Annotated in this window: 14 protein-coding genes and 1 tRNA gene; 9 read left to right on the top strand and 6 right to left on the bottom strand. The window is 69.6% G+C overall.

Going from position 1 to position 18,527, the window contains the following annotated elements:
- Nucleotides 1-16 precede the first annotated feature (16 nt).
- The gene (locus ACFWYM_RS43260; RefSeq protein WP_384850811.1) at nt 17-1,765 is read right to left on the bottom strand and encodes a beta-galactosidase family protein; all 1,749 of its coding nucleotides are present in this window, start codon (nt 1,763-1,765) and stop codon (nt 17-19) included.
- A 144-nt stretch (nt 1,766-1,909) separates the two neighbouring features.
- Here ACFWYM_RS43260 and ACFWYM_RS43255 point away from each other — a divergent pair, with 144 nt between their 5' ends.
- The 6 genes from ACFWYM_RS43255 (at nt 1,910) to ACFWYM_RS43230 (ending at nt 9,923) form a co-directional block, all read left to right on the top strand.
- A complete protein-coding gene (locus ACFWYM_RS43255) occupies nt 1,910-2,833 on the top strand; it encodes a helix-turn-helix domain-containing protein (RefSeq protein WP_384850809.1) in 924 nt (307 codons plus the stop codon).
- Nucleotides 2,834-2,844: 11 nt separating this feature from the next.
- A complete protein-coding gene (locus ACFWYM_RS43250) occupies nt 2,845-3,174 on the top strand; it encodes a chorismate mutase (RefSeq protein WP_384850807.1) in 330 nt (109 codons plus the stop codon).
- Nucleotides 3,175-3,394: 220 nt separating this feature from the next.
- Nucleotides 3,395-5,956 carry an aminopeptidase N gene (gene pepN, locus ACFWYM_RS43245; protein ID WP_384850805.1) on the top strand — a complete coding sequence of 854 codons (2,562 nt, stop codon included), beginning with the start codon at nt 3,395-3,397 and terminating at the stop codon, nt 5,954-5,956.
- Nucleotides 5,957-6,068: 112 nt separating this feature from the next.
- Nucleotides 6,069-6,920 (top strand): SDR family oxidoreductase, encoded by an 852-nt coding sequence (locus tag ACFWYM_RS43240; protein ID WP_384850803.1) that lies wholly within the window; start codon nt 6,069-6,071, stop codon nt 6,918-6,920.
- 178 nt (nt 6,921-7,098) lie between these two features.
- Nucleotides 7,099-8,502, top strand: coding sequence for a pyridoxal phosphate-dependent decarboxylase family protein (locus tag ACFWYM_RS43235; RefSeq protein WP_384850801.1), 1,404 nt, complete (start codon nt 7,099-7,101; stop codon nt 8,500-8,502).
- Complete coding sequence (locus tag ACFWYM_RS43230; protein ID WP_384850799.1) at nt 8,499-9,923, top strand: lysine N(6)-hydroxylase/L-ornithine N(5)-oxygenase family protein; 1,425 nt, start codon at nt 8,499-8,501, stop codon at nt 9,921-9,923. Before ACFWYM_RS43235 ends, ACFWYM_RS43230 begins: the two co-directional genes overlap by 4 nt.
- Here ACFWYM_RS43230 and ACFWYM_RS43225 read toward each other — a convergent pair.
- On the bottom strand, nt 9,913-10,296 hold the full coding sequence (locus ACFWYM_RS43225) for a hypothetical protein (RefSeq protein ID WP_384850797.1): 384 nt from the start codon (nt 10,294-10,296) through the stop codon (nt 9,913-9,915). The two genes, ACFWYM_RS43230 and ACFWYM_RS43225, sit on opposite strands and share 11 nt — an antisense overlap.
- Before the next feature lie 61 nt (nt 10,297-10,357).
- Nucleotides 10,358-12,163, bottom strand: coding sequence for a 5'-nucleotidase C-terminal domain-containing protein (locus ACFWYM_RS43220; protein WP_384850795.1), 1,806 nt, complete (start codon nt 12,161-12,163; stop codon nt 10,358-10,360).
- Between the two features lie 122 nt (nt 12,164-12,285).
- On the opposite strand from ACFWYM_RS43220, the gene ACFWYM_RS43215 reads away from it, so the two are divergent.
- On the top strand, nt 12,286-13,008 hold the full coding sequence (locus tag ACFWYM_RS43215) for an SIMPL domain-containing protein (protein ID WP_384850793.1): 723 nt from the start codon (nt 12,286-12,288) through the stop codon (nt 13,006-13,008).
- A 142-nt stretch (nt 13,009-13,150) separates the two neighbouring features.
- Nucleotides 13,151-14,587, top strand: a complete 1,437-nt coding sequence (gene pyk, locus ACFWYM_RS43210; protein ID WP_384850790.1) for a pyruvate kinase — start codon at nt 13,151-13,153, stop codon at nt 14,585-14,587.
- A gap of 27 nt (nt 14,588-14,614) precedes the next feature.
- Here the strand turns inward: pyk and ACFWYM_RS43205 are convergent, their stop codons facing one another.
- The 3 genes from ACFWYM_RS43205 to ACFWYM_RS43195 all read right to left on the bottom strand — a co-directional run bounded on the left by ACFWYM_RS43205 (nt 14,615) and on the right by ACFWYM_RS43195 (nt 17,620).
- Nucleotides 14,615-16,546 carry an alkyl/aryl-sulfatase gene (locus ACFWYM_RS43205; RefSeq protein WP_384850787.1) on the bottom strand — a complete coding sequence of 644 codons (1,932 nt, stop codon included), beginning with the start codon at nt 16,544-16,546 and terminating at the stop codon, nt 14,615-14,617.
- Nucleotides 16,547-16,662: 116 nt separating this feature from the next.
- Nucleotides 16,663-17,439, bottom strand: a complete 777-nt coding sequence (locus ACFWYM_RS43200; RefSeq protein WP_384850784.1) for a transcriptional regulator — start codon at nt 17,437-17,439, stop codon at nt 16,663-16,665.
- 106 nt (nt 17,440-17,545) lie between these two features.
- Nucleotides 17,546-17,620 (bottom strand) — tRNA-Leu (locus ACFWYM_RS43195).
- 101 nt (nt 17,621-17,721) lie between these two features.
- Between ACFWYM_RS43195 and ACFWYM_RS43190 the strand changes: the two genes are divergently transcribed.
- A complete protein-coding gene (locus tag ACFWYM_RS43190; protein ID WP_384850781.1) occupies nt 17,722-18,378 on the top strand; it encodes an ANTAR domain-containing response regulator in 657 nt (218 codons plus the stop codon).
- Nucleotides 18,379-18,527: the final 149 nt, after the last annotated feature.

Below are 18,527 nucleotides of genomic sequence, written 5' to 3'. Positions count from 1 at the left end.
CCGGAGGCGCCCCCCCTCAGCCCAACACCACCCGTGCCTCACTCCCCGCCCCCTCCAACTCCAGCACCCACACCTCGTTGGCCCCTTCCCGCACCACAGGCCCAGGAACGTACAGAGAATCCTGCGGCCCAGCAGACCAGTACCGCCCCACACAGAACCCGTTCACCCACACGAACCCCCGCACGAACCCGGGCAGTTCGAGCGAGGCGTCACCGGCCCCCCGTACGAGAAGCTCCCCCCGGAACAGACCGGGAGCCCCCGCCACGGCGGCACTCCCCGGCACCCCCCGCACCGCCCCCGCGTCCTCGAACGCGTCGACCCGAAGCCCCCGCGCCCGCACCCCGTGCAAGTACTGCCGCTCATGCAGCACCCCACCCACGATCCCCTTCGACTCCCCGGTCCGGGGCCCGTAGTTCACGCGCCCCAGGGACTCCACCCACAGCTCCACGCGCGCGTGCCCCGCGACGGGCTCGGCCAGAACAGGGTCCTCCTCCGTGAGAACCCCGACCCGCTCCCCGTCCACGTACGCCACGGCCCGGTCCCGCAGCCCCCGCACGCTCAGCGGGTACGGGCGGCGCGGCCCGGGAACGGTCAGCGCGTACCGCACCACACCCCGGTCCACGCCGAGTTCCTCGAACGTCGGCGGCACCGCGTGCTCCGTCTCCGGGGTGCCGAGCGCGTCCAGGACCGCGTCGAGCGGCGCCCAGTCGGACAGGACCGCGCTCACGGGGGAGGAGAGGCGGGGCGGGGCGGCGGGGACCTCGGGCAGCGGGCTGTCCGCGTACTGCGCGAGGATCTCCCGGAACAGCCAGAACTTCTCCGTGGGGCGCCCGGACTCGTCGACGGGCGCCCCGTAGTCGTACGACGTGACGTCCGGAAGCAGCGCCCCCTCGTGCAGCTCCCCGGCCCGGTTCGCGCCCGCCCACCCGGCGAAGTTGGTGCCGCCGTGCGCCATGTACAGGTTCACCGACGCGCCGCAGTCCAGGATCTCGCGCAGCGCCTCCGCGGCGTCCTCGGAATCGCGTACGACGTGCTCCGCGCCCCAGTGGTCGAACCAGCCGCACCAGAACTCCATGCACATCAGCGGCCCCTTGGAGCGGTGCCTGCGCAGCGTCTCGAAGCCCGCGCGGGCCTGCGAGCCGAAGTTCGCCGTCGCCAGGACGCCGGGGACGCTGCCGCCCGTCAGCATGTGGTCCTCGGGACCGTCGGAGGTGAACAGCGGGACGGTCACGCCGTGGTGGCGCAGCAGGTCGGCCAGGGCGCGGAGGTAGACCTGATCGGAGCCGTAACTCCCGTACTCGTTCTCGACCTGCACCATCAGGACCGGGCCGCCCTGGTCGCACTGGCGCTCCACGATCACCGGGAGGAGGCGCGCGAACCAGCGCTCCACGTGCGCCAGATACTCCGCGTCACGGGTGCGCGCGCGGGCGCCGACCACGGCCGTCAGCCAGTACGGCAGGCCGCCGTTGTCCCACTCGGCGCAGATGTACGGGCCCGGCCGGACGATCGCCCACAGGCCCGCCTCGTGCGCGGCGTCCAGGAAGCGGCCGAGCGCCTCGACGTCCCGGACGTCGCCCGGGTGCGGCTCGTGCAGATTCCACGGGACGTACGTCTCCACGCAGTTGAGGCCGAGCGCGCGCAGCATCGCAAGACGGTGCCCCCACTGCCCCTCGTGCACCCGGAAGTAGTGCAGCGCCCCGGACAGCAGCCGCACCGGCCGCCCGTCCAGCTCGAAATCGTCCTCGCCCACCCGGAACTCGGCCATGCGGCCCCTCTCCCTCTCACCCTCGCGAACTGCTCGCCCACGATCACCTCTGGCGGGCGGCGGGGTCCATGGACAAAGATCGAGCCGGGTTGGACGCAGCAGCCACACCGACCGAACGGACCGGCAGGAAAGGGGCAACCGCGGATGTACCACACCTGGATGCGGTATTTCACGCCGAGCCCGGCCCACCACCGCCTCGGCCTGGTGTGCCTCGGCGTCGGCATGCAGCACGGCGCGCTGCCCACCGTCGGCCCGCGCTCCCTCGACCACCACGTCGCCATCGTCATCAGCGCGGGCAGCGGCTGGTTCCGCACCGCCGACGGCCGCCGCCGCACCGTCACGGCACCCGCCCTCATCTGGATCGCCCCCGACGTCCCGCACCACTACGGCGCCGACCCCGACACCGGCTGGGACGAGTACTTCGTCGACTTCACCGGGCCCGCCACCGCCACCTACACCGAACTCGGCTACATCGAGCCCGAGCGGCCCATCGTGCCCCTCTCCGACTCCTCCGCAGCCCGCGCCGTCGTCGCCCGCATCGCCCGCGCCGCCCGCCGCGGCAACCCCCTCCTCGAAGTCGAGACCAGCGCCGCCGTCCACGAACTCCTCGTCGCGCTGCGCCGCGCCCGCGCCGACATCGCCCCCGACGGCGACCCCGTCCTGCAGGCCCTCGCCCGCGACGCGTTCAAGCCGCTCTCCGTCGCCGAACACGCCGCCCGGCACGGCATGACACCCGCCGAACTGCGCACCGCCGTCCGCCGCGGCGCGGGCTGCAGCCCCAAGGACTACCTGCTCGGCATCCGGCTCGGCCGCGCCAAGGAACTCCTCGCCGCCACCGAACTGCCCGTCGCCGCCGTCGCCCGCCGCGTCGGCTACGACGATCCCGCCTACTTCTCCCGCCTCTTCACCCGCCGCGTCGGCACCGCACCCGTCCGCTTCCGCGAACAGCAGGGCCGTGCCGTGCCCGGCGGCTGGTCCCAGCAGATACCCGACCCCGACCATCCGCCGATGCTCAGATCCGGCCCCGCCGAGCCCGCACCCGACGGCGCACCCCACCCCGCCACGTAGGCTCGGATCCCATGACCACCAGCAGCGCCCCCGCACCCGACGGAGCCTCCGCCGACGCCGTCCAGGCCGAGCTCAACCGGCTCCGCGCCAGCATCGACAACATCGACGCGGCCGTCGTCCACATGCTCGCCGAACGCTTCAAGTGCACCCAGCGCGTCGGCCACCTCAAGGCCGAACACCAGCTGCCCCCGGCCGACCCCGCCCGCGAGGCCCGCCAGATCGCCCGCCTGCGCACCCTCGCCGAAAGCGCCCGGCTCGACCCCGCCTTCGCGGAGAAGTTCCTCACCTTCATCATCGCGGAGGTCATCCGGCACCACGAGCAGATCGCCGACGGGGTCTGAGCGGGACCGCCGCCTCGACCTGAGCGGGACCGCCGTCTCGACCTGAGCGGGACCGCCGTCTCGACCTGAGGGGGGCCGCCGTCTCGACCCGGGCGGGATCGCCCCTCCACCCGAGCAGGGCCACCGCCTCCACCCGGGCGGGACCTCCGCCCTCCACCCGAGCGGGACCGAGCGGGGCCACCCCCTCCACCCGCCCCACCGCATCGGGCAGCATGTCCCCATGCCCGTACTGACGCGCGACGAAGCGCAGACCCGAGCCCAGCTCCTCACCGTCCAGCGGTACGCGATCGACCTCGATCTCACCACCGGTGACGAGACCTTCGACTCCCGCACCGTCATCCACTTCACGGCCCTGACGGACACCGCGGCCGGGGCCACCTTCGTCGAGCTCAAGCCGGGCGAGCTGCGCTCCGTCACCCTCGACGGGCAGCCCCTCGACCCCACCGCCCTCACCGACAACCGGCTCCCGCTCACCGCCCTCACCCGCGGCGAGCACGAGCTGCACATCGACGCCGCCATGCGCTACTCCCGCACCGGCGAGGGCATGCACCGCTTCACCGACCCCAGCGACGGCGAGACCTACGTCTACACCCAGCTGTTCATGGAAGACGTCCAGCGCGTCTTCGCCGCCTTCGACCAGCCCGACCTGAAGGCCCGCTTCGACCTCACCGTCACCGCCCCCGACGGCTGGACCGTCCTCGCCAACAGCGTCACCGAACACCTGGGAGAAGGCACCTGGCGGGCCGCCACCACCCCCCTCATCTCCACCTACCTCGTCGCCGTCGCCGCCGGGCCCTACCACTCCGTGCGCACCGAACACCGCGGCCTGCCCTTCGGCCTCCACTGCCGCCGCTCGCTCGCCCCCCACCTCGACGCCGACGCCGAGGAGATCCTCGACGTCACCCGCGCCTGCTTCGACCGCTACCACGAGAAGTTCGAGGAGCCCTACCCCTTCGACTCCTACGACCAGGCGTTCGTCCCCGAGTTCAACGCCGGCGCCATGGAGAACCCCGGACTCGTCACCTTCCGCGACGAGTTCATCTACCGCTCCGCCGTCACCGACACCGAACGCCAGACCCGCGCCATGGTCATCGCCCACGAGATGGCCCACATGTGGTTCGGCGACCTCGTCACCCTCACCTGGTGGGACGACATCTGGCTCAACGAGTCCTTCGCCGAGTACATGGGCTACCAGACCACCGCCGAAGCCACCCTTCCCCAAGCTCTCAACTCCGTTCGAGCAGGGGATACCCCATCCACCGACCCCTGGACCGACTTCGCCATCTCCCGCAAGTCCTGGGGCTACGACGCCGACCAGCGCCCCTCCACCCACCCCGTCGCCCCCGACCCGGACGCCGTCCCCGACACCGCGTCCGCCATGCTCAACTTCGACGGCATCTCCTACGCCAAGGGCGCCTCCGCGCTACGGCAGCTGGTGGCCTGGCTCGGCGAGAAGGACTTCCTCGCCGGCATCAACACCCACTTCGCCCGCCACAAGTTCGCCAACGCCACCCTCGCCGACTTCATCGACAGCCTCGCCACCGCCACCGACCGCGACGTGCACGCCTGGGCCGACGCCTGGCTGCGCACCACCGGCGTCGACACCCTCACCCCACACATCACCGCCACCGGCCGCGACTGGACCCTCCACGTCGACCGCGACGGCAGCCGCCCCCACCGCATCGCCGTCGGCGCCTACGACCGCGACCTCAGCGAACCCGGCACCCTCGTCCTGCGCGAACGCTTCGACGTCGACGTGCCCGCCGCCACCCACACCCCGGCCCCCCACAGCGGCACCCGCCCCGCCCTGATCGTCCCCAACGACCAGGACCTCACCTACGCCAAGATCCGCCTCGACCCCACCTCCGCCGAGACGGCCCTCGCCTCCCTCTCCGCCGTCCCCGACGCCCTCACCCGCGCCGTCCTGTGGAACAGCCTGCGCGACCTCGTCCGCGACGGCGAACTCGACGCCACCACCTACCTCCGGGCCGCCCGCACCCACCTGCCCGAAGAACGCGACCTCGCCGTCGTCCAGGGCGTCCTCGCCTTCGCCGTCGGCCAGGTCGCCGACCGCTACCTCGCCCCCGAACAACGGCCCACCGCCCTCACCACCCTCACCGAACTCTGCCGCGACCTGATCCGCCGCACCGAGGACGGCTCCCACCCCGGACTGCGCCTCACCGCCGTCCGCGGCCTCATCGACGCCACCCCCCGCCCCGACGAGCTGCACTCCTGGCTCACCGAGGGCAGCGTCCCCGGCGGCCCCGCCCTCGACCCCGAACTGCGCTGGCGCGCCCTCAACCGCCTCGCCGTACTCGGCGCCACCGACGCCGCCGCCATCACCGCCGAACTCGACCGCGACCCCAGCGCCACCGGCCAGGAAGGCGCCGCCCGCTGCCGCGCCGCCCTGCCCGACCCCGACGCCAAACGCGCCGCCTGGGACGCCCTGTTCGGCCCCGGCGACGGCACCGAGCTGTCCAACTACCTGTTCGCCGCCACCGCCCAGGGCTTCTGGCAGCCCGAACAGGCCGACCTCGTACGGGAGTACGTCCCCCGCTACTTCCAGGACGCCCCCGCGCTCGCCGCCCGCCGCGGCCCCGCCATCGCCGACGCCGCCGGACGCTACGCCTTCCCCGTCCACGCCGTCGACGCCGACACCCTCGCCCTCGGCGAGACCTGCCTGCGCGAGACCGACCCCATCCCCGCCCTCCGCCGCAAACTCGTCGACCAACTCGACGACCTCGCCCGGGCGTTGAAGGTACGGGAGGGCACCAAGTCGTAGGTCCACAGACCTACGCACACCCGGTCCAACCGACGATCCGCACCCCCCGCCGCCCGGCCTAGGCTCACCACGAGCCGGGGCCGGGCCCGGCCGGACCAGAAGGAGAACCCCCGTGATCGTCGTGACCGGAGCCACCGGAAACGTGGGCCGCGCCCTCGTCACCCAGCTCACCGACACCGGCGTCCCCGTACGCGCCCTCACCCGCGACCCCACCCGCGCCCACCTTCCCGAAGGCGCCGAGGTGGCCCGCCTCGACCACAGCCGGCCCGACACCTACCCCGACCTGTTCGACGGCGCCGACGCCCTCTTCCTGCACCGCGACGCCCTCGGCGACAACGGCGAAGCCTTCCTCGCCGCCGCCCGCAAGAGCGGCATACGCCGCATCGTCGTCCTCTCCTCGCTCATCGTCACCGAAGACGCCGACGACACCCAGCGCGCCCACCCCATCTACGTCGCACACGAACAGCTCGAGAACCTCGTCCGCGACACCGGCCTCCCATGGACGCTCCTGCGCCCCGGCTTCTTCGCCACCAACGTCCTCCAATGGGCACCCCAGATCACCGCCGGCGACGCCATCCGCGGCCCCTTCGCCGACTCCACGACCGCACCCGTCCACGAAGCCGACATCGCCGCCGTCGCCGCCCGCGCCCTCCTCGACGACGGCCACACGGGCCGCGCCTACCGCCTCACCGGACCCGAGGCCGTCACCACCCGCGACGTGATCGCCACCCTCGGCCGCGCCCTCGGCCGCGACCTCACCTTCACCGAGATCCCCCGCGAGGACGTCACCCCGGACCTCTATCCGCACGTCCCCCCGCAAATGCTCCCCGCCATCCTCAACTCCATGGCCCAGAGCGTCGGCAACGAACCCGAGATCACCACCACCGTCGAAGCCGTCACCGGCACCCCCGCCCGCACCTTCCAGCAGTGGGCCCACGACCACCGAGGCGACTTCAGCGCCTGAGGGACAAAGGAGACGGAGGCGGCGGGCGCGGGAGGGCAGCCGCGCACGATAACCCAACGTCCTTTCCCCGCACGGCAGTACCACTCTTTCGGGTCGGATCGCCCCACACGCCGGGCGATCCGGCCCCCGCGCCGTACAGGCTGGTGCCCCTGACCGCGCGCACCAAAGGAACACCCCCATGAGCACCCCTCCGCCCCTCGCCGGAGGAACCCGAGGCCCCCACCACCTACGGCCCCTGCTCGACGCCGTCCTCGACGCCCTCACCGAAGGAGCCGCCGACCGCGGCGGCCCCCTCCCCAGCGGCGGACCCGACGCCGTCGCCGCCCGCGTCCGCGAGGCCACCGGCGACCTGCTGCCCGCCCACGGCACCGGCGCCGACACCGCCCTGCGCACCCTCGTCACCGCCCTCGCCGCGGGCGCCGCCGACCCCGCCGACCCGCTGTGCGCCGCCCACCTGCACTGCCCGCCCCTCGCCGTCGCCACCGCCGCCGACCTCGCCGCCAGCGCCCTCAACCCCTCCCTCGACTCCTGGGACCAGGCACCCGCCGCCACCGCCCTCGAAGCCCTCGTCACCCGCGCGCTCGCCGCCGAACTCCACCCCAAGAGCCCCGAAGGCCCCGAAGGCGACGCCCTCATCACCACCGGCGGCACCGAGTCCAACCAGCTCGCCCTCCTCACCGCCCGCGAACGCAGCGCCCACCACGGCCCGCTCCGCGTCCTCGTCGGCGCCAACGCCCACCACTCCCTGACCCGCGCCGCCTGGCTCCTCGGCCTGCCCGAACCCGTCACCGTCCCCGCCCCCGCCGGCATCCTCGACCCCGCCGCCCTCGACGAAGCCCTCACCGAACTCCCGTCCGCCCCCGGCACCGTCCTCGTCACCGCCACCGCCGGCACCACCGACGCCGGACTCATCGACCCCCTCGACGACATCGCCGACCTCTGCGCCACCCACGGCGCCCGCCTCCACATCGACGCCGCATACGGCGGCGCCCTCCTCTTCAGCGACCGCCGCCGCCACCTCCTCACCGGCATCGAACGCGCCGACACCGTCGCCCTCGACCTCCACAAACTCGGCTGGCAGCCCGCCGCCGCCGGACTCTTCGCCGTCCGCGACCCCGCCGACCTCGACGCCCTCAGCCACCGCGCCGACTACCTCAACGCCGACGACGACACCGAAGCCGGACTGCCCGACCTCCTCGGCCGCTCCCTGCGCACCACCCGACGCCCCGACGTACTGAAGATCGCCGTCACCCTCAAGGCCCTCGGCCGCGACGGACTCGGCACCCTCGTCGACCAGGTCTGCGACCAGGCCAGCCACCTCGCCGCCGCCCTCGACGCCCACCCCGGCTTCGAGCTCTACGACCAACCCACCCTCAGCACCGTCCTGTTCCGGCCCGCCCACGCCGCCGACCGGCACATCGCCGACGTACGCCGCCGACTCCTCACCGAAGGCCACGCCGTACTCGGCCGCGCCCAGGCCGACGGCCGCCGCTGGCTCAAAGCCACCCTCCTCAACCCCCACACCACCCCCGCCGACCTCACGAACCTCCTGAAGCTCGTGGAAGGAACCACCCCCCGATGACCGCGCCCGCCCCCCAGCAGCCGCTCACCACCCCCGAAGAACCCCGCGACCTGGTCGGCATCGGCATCGGCCCGTTCAACCTCTCCCTGGCCGCCCTCGCCCAGCCCGTCGAAGGACTCGACACCGCCTTCTACGAACAGCGCCCCGGCTTCCACTGGCACCCCGGCCTCCTCATCGACGGCGCCACCCTCCAAGTCCCCTTCCTCGCCGACCTCGTGACCCTCGCCGACCCCGCGAGCCCCTGGTCCTTCCTCAACTACCTCAAGACCCGCGACCGCCTCTTCCCCTTCTACTTCGCCGAGCGCTTCCACATCCAGCGCGCCGAATACGACGCCTACTGCCGCTGGACCAGCGAACACCTCCCCGGCCTCCACTTCGGCCACCAGGTCGACGCCGTCCGCTGGAACCCCGAACGCTCCTTCTTCGAAGTCGACTTCACCCAACTCGACACCGACGGCGAAGCCGAAGCCCTCGGCCGCACCTACACGAAGAACGTCGCCCTCGGCATCGGCACCGCCCCCCACATCCCCGAACCCCTCAAACCCCTCGCCGAAGCCCCCACCGTCCCCGTCATCCACGCGGCCGACTACCTCCTGCACCGCGACCGCCTCCTCGCCGCCGACCACATCACCGTCATCGGCTCAGGACAGTCCGGCGCCGAAGTCTTCCTCGACCTCCTCAAACACCGCCCCGCCGGCAACGAGAAGATCCACTGGCTCGCCCGCACCGAAGCGTTCGCCCCCATGGAGTACTCCAAACTCGGCCTCGAACACTTCACCCCCGACTACACCCGCTACTTCCACGCCCTGCCCGAAACAGCACGCGACCAACTCGTGCCCCAGCAATGGCAGTTGCACAAAGGCATCGACACCGACACCATCGCCGCCATCCACGATGAGCTCTACCGACGCACCCTCGACGGCGGCTGGCCCGACGCCACCCTCACCCCCGGCGTCTCCGTCCGCACCGCGGGCCGCGTCGCCACCACCCGCGTCGAACTCCACCTCGAACACCTCCAGCAGGGCACCCGCTCCCGCCTCACCACCGACGCCGTCGTCCTCGCCACCGGCTACCGCGAACGCCCCCTCGACCAGATGCTCGCCGGACTCGACCCCTACATCCGCAAGGACTCCATGGGCCGCCCCCGCATCGACGAACAGTTCCGCCTCGTCCTCGACCCCTCCGTGACCGGCAGCATCTACGTCCAGAACGCCGAACGCCACACCCACGGCGTCGGCGCCCCCGACCTCGGCCTCGCCGCCTGGCGCAGCGCCACCATCCTCAACTCCCTCACCGGCACAGAGACCTACCGGCTGCCCCAGCGCACCGCCTTCACCAGCTTCGGCCTCCAGCGCCCCGACGGACACCCCGCCGCCACCATCGGCGCACAGCGCGGCACCCTCGTCCCCCTCAAGAGCTGAACCCCAGCGCCCCGACGGGCGCCACGGCCCGCCGCGACCGCGGACACGACCACATGGCCACGCCCCGCACCACCCCCGCATCCAACGGATGCGAATCCGGGTGGTCGGGGCACTCCGGCCACACCGCCGGCTTCAACTGCGCCGCCAGCGCCTCCACGGCCCAGTCCTTCACCTGCTCCGCGAGCACCACGACCTGCTCGACCGTACTCGCGAACTCCGGCACCGAGACCCCCGTCCCACTGCCGTCCGGTTCATAGAGCATCACCCACTCCTCGCCGTGATCGCTCTCCTCACGGACGATCGGCTGCACGGCACACGTCGCCCGCAGATCACGGGAGACCACCTCGAAGGCCACGGCAAGATCACGGTTCATACGGAAACGCTAGAACACCGCCGCGGCCCCCGGCAGCCCCCACCCCGTCAAGAAACCGGCGCTAGAACACCGGCGTACCGTCCCGCGTCAACTTCCAGTCCACCGAAGCGAACTGACCCGGATCCACCGTCCCCTTCGCCTTCACCCAGCCGATGATCGTGTTCCGGATCTCCTCCGAATTCGCCCACAACTGCTTCGCCCCCGGCACATGCGGGAAGTTCCCGCCCCCACTCGCCCGGTAGTTGTTCACCGCGAACACGAACTGCGCCTTCGGATCCAGACCCTTCCCGTCGAACTGAAGCATCGCGATCCGCGACCCCACCGGCTTCGCGATATCGATCTCATACGTCACACCGGACACCGCGTCGTAGTTGTAGTCCGGAATGTTCTCCGCGTTCGTCAGCTTCGCCGGATCCACCGGACCACCCGCCGCCGTCCGCACGTAATACCGCGCCGAGTACTCCAGATACTCCTTCAACTGCGCACCCGTGATCAGCCGCGCCTCCAGCGTGTTCTCGAACGGATACAGCCCCGCCGCATCCCGGATCGTCACATCGCCCGCCGGAATCTGCGCCGTCCGCGAGAAACACGAAGCCTGCGACAGAACCGGCAGCTTCCCGAACTCCCCGTCCTTCAGCGCCGCCTGCACCGTCTCCCTCTGCACCAGATTGATCAGATCGATGATCGCGACATCCTTGTACGGGCCCTCGGCCGTACTCATCGCCGCCTTCGACGTCCCGATGACCTGGTTGACGTACCCGACGACCTTCTTGTGCTCATCGGCGAGCAGCCGCGTGATCGCCCGGTCCTCCACCGCCGTATTGGAGTTGAGGACCTTCGCCCCCACCTGCGCCACGACCCAACGGCCCTTCTCCCACACCAGATCGAAGTCGAACAGCGTCAGCCGCTGCCCCCACTTCAACGGCTCCGAGAGCACGACCTTCTTCCCCGTCTCCTTGTTGGTGACGAAGTACTCGGGAATCTCCGTGTGCGCATGCCCCACCAGAATCGCGTCGATCCCCGGCACCTGCTCCGCCACCAGCCCCGCCGCATTCTCGATGTACGGCAGCTGATCCCCGTACGACGACGTACCGCTCGACCCCGAATGCGCCGACACGATGACGACATCCGCACCCATCGACCGCAGCTTCGGCACCCACTTCGCCGCCTGCTCCTCAAGCCCCGGGAACGTCATCTTCCCCTGGACATTCACCTTGTCCCAGATCGCGATCCCCGGATTCGTCAGCCCCAGCACCGCCACCCGCACATCACGCCCGTGCGGCGTCCGCACCCGCTTCATCACATACGGCGGGAAAGCGGGCTGCTGCGTCTTCGCATCCAGCGCGTTCGCCCCGAGCAGCGGAAAGTCGCACTGCTCCTCGAACTTCCGCAGCACCGGAATCCCATAGTTGAACTCATGATTCCCGAGCGCCGCCGCGTCATAGCCGATCCGGTTCATGGCCTGCGCCATCGGATGCACCGGACCGTGCTCCGCCGTGATCGGGTCGACCTTCGCGTAGTAGTACGAGAGCTGAGTGCCCTGGATCGTGTCGCCCGCGTCGATGAGAAGAGTGTTCCGCCGCCCCTTCTCCTTGCGCACCTGGTTCACGAGCGTCGAGATCTTCGCAAGCCCCACATCGTTGTGGTCCTTGTCGTCGAACTCCTTGTCCGTGAAGTAGTCCCAGTTGAAGACGTTTCCGTGGAGGTCGGTGGTGCCCATGACGGTGAACGAGTAAGTCCGCCGCTTCCGGGCGGGCTTCCGGTCCTCCCTCGCCTCGGCGGCCGGCGCCGCGGCCACGCCCGTGAGGGCCGCACCCACTCCCGTGGCGGCGGTGGTACCCAGAAAGGTCCGGCGGTTCAACGGCATCTCAGCACTCCTCGGTCGACCGATGTAACGCGCGTAGATTCTGTCCCCTCGCGCCACGCCGCAACAGACCCCGCAGGTTTCGAACCGATGACGGTCCGGTGCCCCCATGCCAGAGTGGCCGCATGGACGAGACCCCCACCGAGACCCCCACCCCCAACGCCCCCTACGGCACCCCCCAGGCCCCGCGCCTAGCGGTCCGCGGCGAAGCCCACCTCGAAGTCGACCCCGAACTCGCCCGCATCGGCGTCACCGTCAGCGCCCGCGGCAGCGACCGCCGCGAAGCACTCGGCGACCTCACCCGCCGCAACACCACCGCCCTCGACCTCATCAAAACCTACGGAGAAGCCGTCGAAAAACTCGAGACCGGCGCCTTCTCCATCACCCCCGAACTCACCAAACGCGGCAAAGGCGAACGCATCCGCACCTACCACGGCCGCGTCCACATCACCGCCGAACTCACCGACTTCACCGCACTCGGCGAACTCACCACCCGCCTCGCCGACTTGGACCTCACCCGCGTCGACGGCCCCTGGTGGTCCCTGCGCCCCACCTCACCCGCCTACGCCACCGCCCGCCAACAAGCAGTCAAAGAAGCCGTCCAGCGCGCCCGCGAATACGCCCAGGCCATCGGCGCCGACCTCGCCGCCCTCCTCGAACTCGCCGACATCGGAGCCGAAGGCCCCGCCCCCTTCAACGGCTACGGCGGCGCACCCCGCGCCATGGGCCGCGCCGCCTACGCCGGAGCCGCCGACACCGAAGCCGCCCCCCTCGACCTCGAACCCGAACGCCAACACGTCTACGCCAACGTGAACGCCCGCTTCACCATGACGCCCCCGACCCTCTGACACCCCACGACCCAGCCCAACTCGCTCATCTGCGCAGCCCCCCGCACACATTCAACACTTGTCAATACCCCTTCACGCAAAGGTTGTTGAGTAGTCATGCGCGACCAATTCTCTACCCACTGGTAGGGCCTAGGGTCGACGTATGCGCCGAGCGAAAATCGTCTGCACCCTGGGCCCCGCCACCGACTCGTACGACCAGATCAAGGCACTCGTCGAAGCCGGAATGGACGTGGCCCGCTTCAACCTCAGCCACGGCACCTACGCCGACCACGAGGAGCGCTACCAGCGCGTACGAAAGGCCGCCGAGGAAACCGGCCGCAGCGTCGGCATCCTCGCCGACCTTCAAGGCCCGAAGATCCGCCTCGGCCGCTTCAGCGAAGGCCCCGTACTTCTCGAACGGGGCGACGAGTTCACCATCACCGTCGAAGAAGGCATCGAAGGCGACCGCCAGCGCTGCGGCACCACCTACTCCGGCCTCGCCGAAGACGTCACCACCGGCGAACGCATCCTCGTCGACGACGGCAAAGTCACACTTGAAGTCACCGCCGTCGACGGCCCTCGCGTCACCACCAAAGTCGTCGAAGGCGGCATGGTCTCCGACCACAAGGGCCTCAACCTCCCCGGCGTCGCCGTCTCCGTCCCCGCACTCTCCGACAAGGACGAAGCAGACCTCCGCTGGGCCCTGCGTACAGGCTTCGACATCATCGCCCTCTCCTTCGTCCGCAGCGGCCGCGACATCGAAGACGTCCACCGCATCATGGGCGAAGAAAGCCGCACCCTCCCCGTCATCGCCAAGGTCGAAAAGCCCCAGGCCGTCGACAACATCGACGACATCGTCGCGGCATTCGACGGCATCATGGTGGCCCGCGGCGACCTCGGCGTCGAAATGCCCCTGGAACAAGTCCCCATCGTCCAGAAGCGAGCCATCAAACTCGCCAAGCGCAACGCCAAGCCCGTCATCGTCGCCACGCAAATGCTCGACTCGATGATCGACAACTCCCGCCCGACGAGGGCCGAGGCAAGCGACGTGGCGAACGCCGTCATCGACGGCACGGACGCCGTCATGCTCTCCGGCGAGACGAGCGTCGGAAAGTACCCCGTAGAAACGGTCCGCACGATGAGCCGCATCGTCGAAGCGGCAGAGGAAGACATCCTCGCGAAGGGCCTGCCGCCCCTGACCGAACGCAACAAGCCCCGCACCCAAGGCGGCGCGGTCGCCCGAGCGGCAGCGGAAATGGGCGACTTCCTCGGCGCGAAATTCCTCGTCGCCTTCACCCAGTCCGGAGACACGGTCCGCCGCCTCTCCCGCTACCGCTCACCCATCCCCCTCCTCGCCTTCACCCCCGACGCGGCCACCCGCTCCCAACTCAACCTCACCTGGGGCGTCGAAACGTTCCTCGGCCCCCACGTCGAATCCACCGACGCCATGGTCGACCAGGTCGACGAACAGCTCCTCAAGATCGGCCGCTGCCAGAAAGGCGACGTCGTCGTCATCACGGCAGGCTCACCGCCCGGAGTGCCCGGCTCGACGAACCTGGTGCGGGTGCACCACATCGGCGAGGACGACAGCCCCAAGTAGCCCCAATTCACTGAAGAAATACGGGCGTTACGGGGTGACGATCGCAAAGTCCGGATCAGGCTTGTCGACGACGGCGAGAAGCTTGCCGAGCAGCGACACATCACCCTCGACCTCGATGTCACCAAGCCCCTTGCCGGCCAGCATCGACAACAACTGCGGCTTGGTCATGGTGAGCGTCACCCCGGCGCCCGGATCGGCCTTCGCATCACTGCGATAGGTCAACACCCCATGGCGCAACGTGAGATGCCAGACCTTCTTCAGCTCAGGCAGACTCCAATCCATCCGCACGTCCACATCCCACGCCTTCGGCCCATTGACCCGAATAGCCACGGAATCAATGAGCTGATCCACGGACAGCGCCAACATCATGTCCGCACCGGTCACGGAGGTCGCGGCCCCCTCCACCCCATGCACCAACTCCTGCGCACCCGTCAGATAGAAGTTCCGCCACACGGCGTTCTCCGCACCCTGCCCGAGCCGCGTATACACCCTCGCCAACTCGACCTTGGCACGCCGGTATTCGGGATGGGCAAACACCACATGATTCAGCAACGTCGCCGCGAACCGCAGATCCCCCTCACGCACAAACTCCCGCGCCTTCGCCACAGCCGCCGAACGCCCACCCAACGCCTTCACATACCGCTCGGCCTCGGCGACAGGCGGATGCTCCCACAAATGCGCCGGATTGGCGTCGAACCACCCCATGTACCGCTGATAGATCCCCTTCACGTTATGGCTGAGGGACCCGTAGTAGCCACGATTCGCCCACGCCTTGTCGAGGGCAGGCGGCAGCTTCAGCTCTTCGGCGATCTCCCGCCCCGTCTTCCCGACATTGATGAGCCGCAACGTCTGATCGTGAAGGTAGGCGTACAAATCCCGCTGGGATTCGAGGAGTTCAACGATCGCGTCGTTGCCCCAGGTCGGCCAGTGATGCCCGGCGAACGCCACATCCATGCGCCCCTCGAAGAGGGCCACCGCCTCATTGAGGTAATGCGACCACTGCCGCGCATCCCGCACCTGCGCACCACGCAAGGTGATGAGGTTGTGCATGGTGTGCGTCGCGTTCTCGGCCAGACACAAGGCACGTAGATCCGGGAAGAGGAAATTCATCTCGGCAGGAGCCTCGGTACCCGGCGTCAGCTGAAACTCCATCGCGACGCCGTCGACGGTCTCCCGCTGCCCGGTCCTGCCGACGCTCAAGGTGGGCGGAATCAACCCGATGGTGCCGAGCGAAACGGTCTGCCCGAGCCCACAACCCACCTGCCCGGCGGCCGACTTGGGGATCTGCGCCCCGTACATGTACCCGGACCGCCGCTGCATCGCCGTCCCCGCGTACACGTTCTCGGACACGGCGTGGTCCATGAACCCTTCGGGAGCGAGCACGGGAACGGCGTCCGCACCGTCTCCCGGTCCGTCCGGGAGGACGCCACGACACCCGCCGAAGTGATCGACGTGCGGGTGGGTGTAGATGAGCCCGGTGACCTTGGTGCGACGGTGCTTGTTGCCTACGTGGTCGCGGTACAGCTTCAGCGCGGCGGCGGCCGTCTCGGCGGAGATCAGCGGATCGATGACGATGATCCCGGTGTCCCCTTCAACGATGGTCATGTTCGACAGATCAAGCCCGCGAACCTGATACACCCGGTCGGCGACCTTGTAGAGCCCCTGCTTGGCAACGAGCTTGCTCTGCCGCCACAGGCTCGCGTTGACGGTGTCGGGAGAGGCGCCCTTCAGGAACCCGTACGCGTCGGCGTCCCAGACGACGTTTCCCTTGGCGCCCTTCACCACGCCGGGGGTGAGGGCGGCGATGAAGCCCTTGTCGGCGTTGGCGAAGTCGGTGCCGTCGTCCTTGCCGGGGCTGCCCTGGGCGAGGGCGGAGGCGGTCTCGGGGGTGAGGGTGATGGCCGCTGCCGCCGCACCGGTGGCGGCAGCGACGAAGCTGCGTCGGTTCATGGGGGTCATGGGGCCGATGTTTCGCAGCGGTGTCGGGGGAGGACAAGGGCGCGACGCGAATTTGGGGAGAGTCCCAAGGGGGTGGGCGGGGGACGGTGACGTGTCCTATTGCGTGGGGGTGGCGGTCAGTGTTTGGGGCCTACGTGGAGGTCCATGAGGGCGACGCTTTCCCTTCGGGCGACGGAAATGGTGACGGCGGCACGGCTCTGGTGCAGCGGCTTCCACTCCACGCCGAGGCGGTCGAGGGTGTCGGTGTAGAGCTGGATGATGTCGGCCGACGTATTGGTGAAGAAGTACCGGGGGTACTCGTAGCGCTTGCGTACGCCGGCGACGAGGCGGGTCGTCCAGTTAGTGACTCGACAGCCGTCGGAATGGATGAGCCCGCGAACGAACTCCCAAGGGTGGGCGTCGACGATTTCCTGCTGCCAGGGTTCGAGGGCGATGGTGCGCTCGTGCTTCTTGCCGGGGCCGTGCTGAGGGAAGAGGCAGGGCCAGTGCTTGCTGAAGCAGGTGACGTTCTGGCAGCCCTGTCGCTGGACTCGGAACACCTTGTTGGCGGGGCGCACCGCTTGCACGGCTTCGACGCAGGCGTCGATGAGACCGGGCCAGGCATCGGCGCACGCGATCCGGAGGAAGTAGACGCCTCGGCGAGCGGAGCTGATGCAGCCGTCACCGAGGTAGAGGCCCAGCAAGTACGCGTAGGCGACCTGGTCTTCGGGCTTCTCCGGAACGTCGCAGCATCGTGGGCAGGGGACGGCGCGGTTCCAGTCGAGGGGTTCGATGCGGGTCTGCCAGGCGCGGATGGCTGCCCGAGATATGCCGGTCTCTCTACTGACGGAGTTCAGGCTGCGGCCCTGGGCGACCAGTGCCAGTGCGCGCTCGCGTGTGCCCATGTCGTACATCTGGCCACTTTGGGCGACTCATCGTGGCCGTACGTAGCAAAAAGCGGAGGTTCACACGAAGGTGAACATCCGCTTCTAGATCGTGACCTTGGAATCTAAGGAAAAGTGCCCCGGGTGGGACTCGAACCCACACTGTAAGGTGTTTGAGACCTTCGTCTGCTGCCAATTGGACTACCGGGGCCCAATGAATCGAAGGTTCCCCTCGACCCGCTGCCTGTCCACCATACCGCAGCTAGGTAGGCTCTTGGGAGCAGTAACCCTGCCATGAACGAGGAGCCACCCGTGACCGCCCCCGAGTCGCCCCAGCCCGAAGCCGTGCCCGACGACGACAAGTCGCACGTGCCCCCGATGACGACCCGCGTCGTCATCGCCGAGGACGAGGCCCTCATCCGGCTCGACCTCAAAGAGATGCTGGAGGAAGAGGGCTACACGGTCGTGGGCGAGGCCGGCGACGGCGAGAAGGCCGTCGAGCTGGCCCGCGAGCACCAGCCGGACCTGGTGATCCTGGACGTGAAGATGCCCGTGCTCGACGGGATCTCCGCGGCCGAGAAGATTGCCGAAGAGTCCATCGCGCCCGTCCTGATGCTGACTGCCTTCTCGCAGCGCGACCTCGTCGAGCGGGCCCGCGACGCGGGCGCGATGGCGTATCTGGTGAAGCCCTTCAGCAAGAGCGACGTGGTCCCGGCCATCGAGATGGCGGTGTCCCGTTTCACGGAGCTGAAGACGCTGGAGAAGGAGGTCGCGGACCTCACGCAGCGCCTGGAGACGCGGAAGCTGGTGGACCGGGCCAAGTCGATCCTTCAGACCGAGTACGGGCTGACGGAGCCCGCCGCGTTCCGCTGGATCCAGAAGACGTCGATGGACCGTCGTCTGTCGATGCAGCAGGTCGCGGAGGCGGTCATCGAGGACTCCGAGGAGAAGAAGGCGTCGAAGGGCTAGGACCTCCGCCAAGAGACACAACAGATATACGAGGAGGGCGGCACCCCATCACGGGGGGGGCGCCCACCACGGATAAGATCCGAGAACGCCTCAGTCCGCGCCGGGGTACGCCGTCCGCACGGACGCCTCGCGGTCTCTTATAAAAAAAA

It is taken from the genome of Streptomyces sp. NPDC059009 (genome assembly GCF_042740175.1).
Lineage (GTDB): Bacteria > Actinomycetota > Actinomycetes > Streptomycetales > Streptomycetaceae > Streptomyces.
Note: the sequence above shows the minus strand (reverse complement) of the source record. Positions and strands in the feature narration are given on the sequence as shown.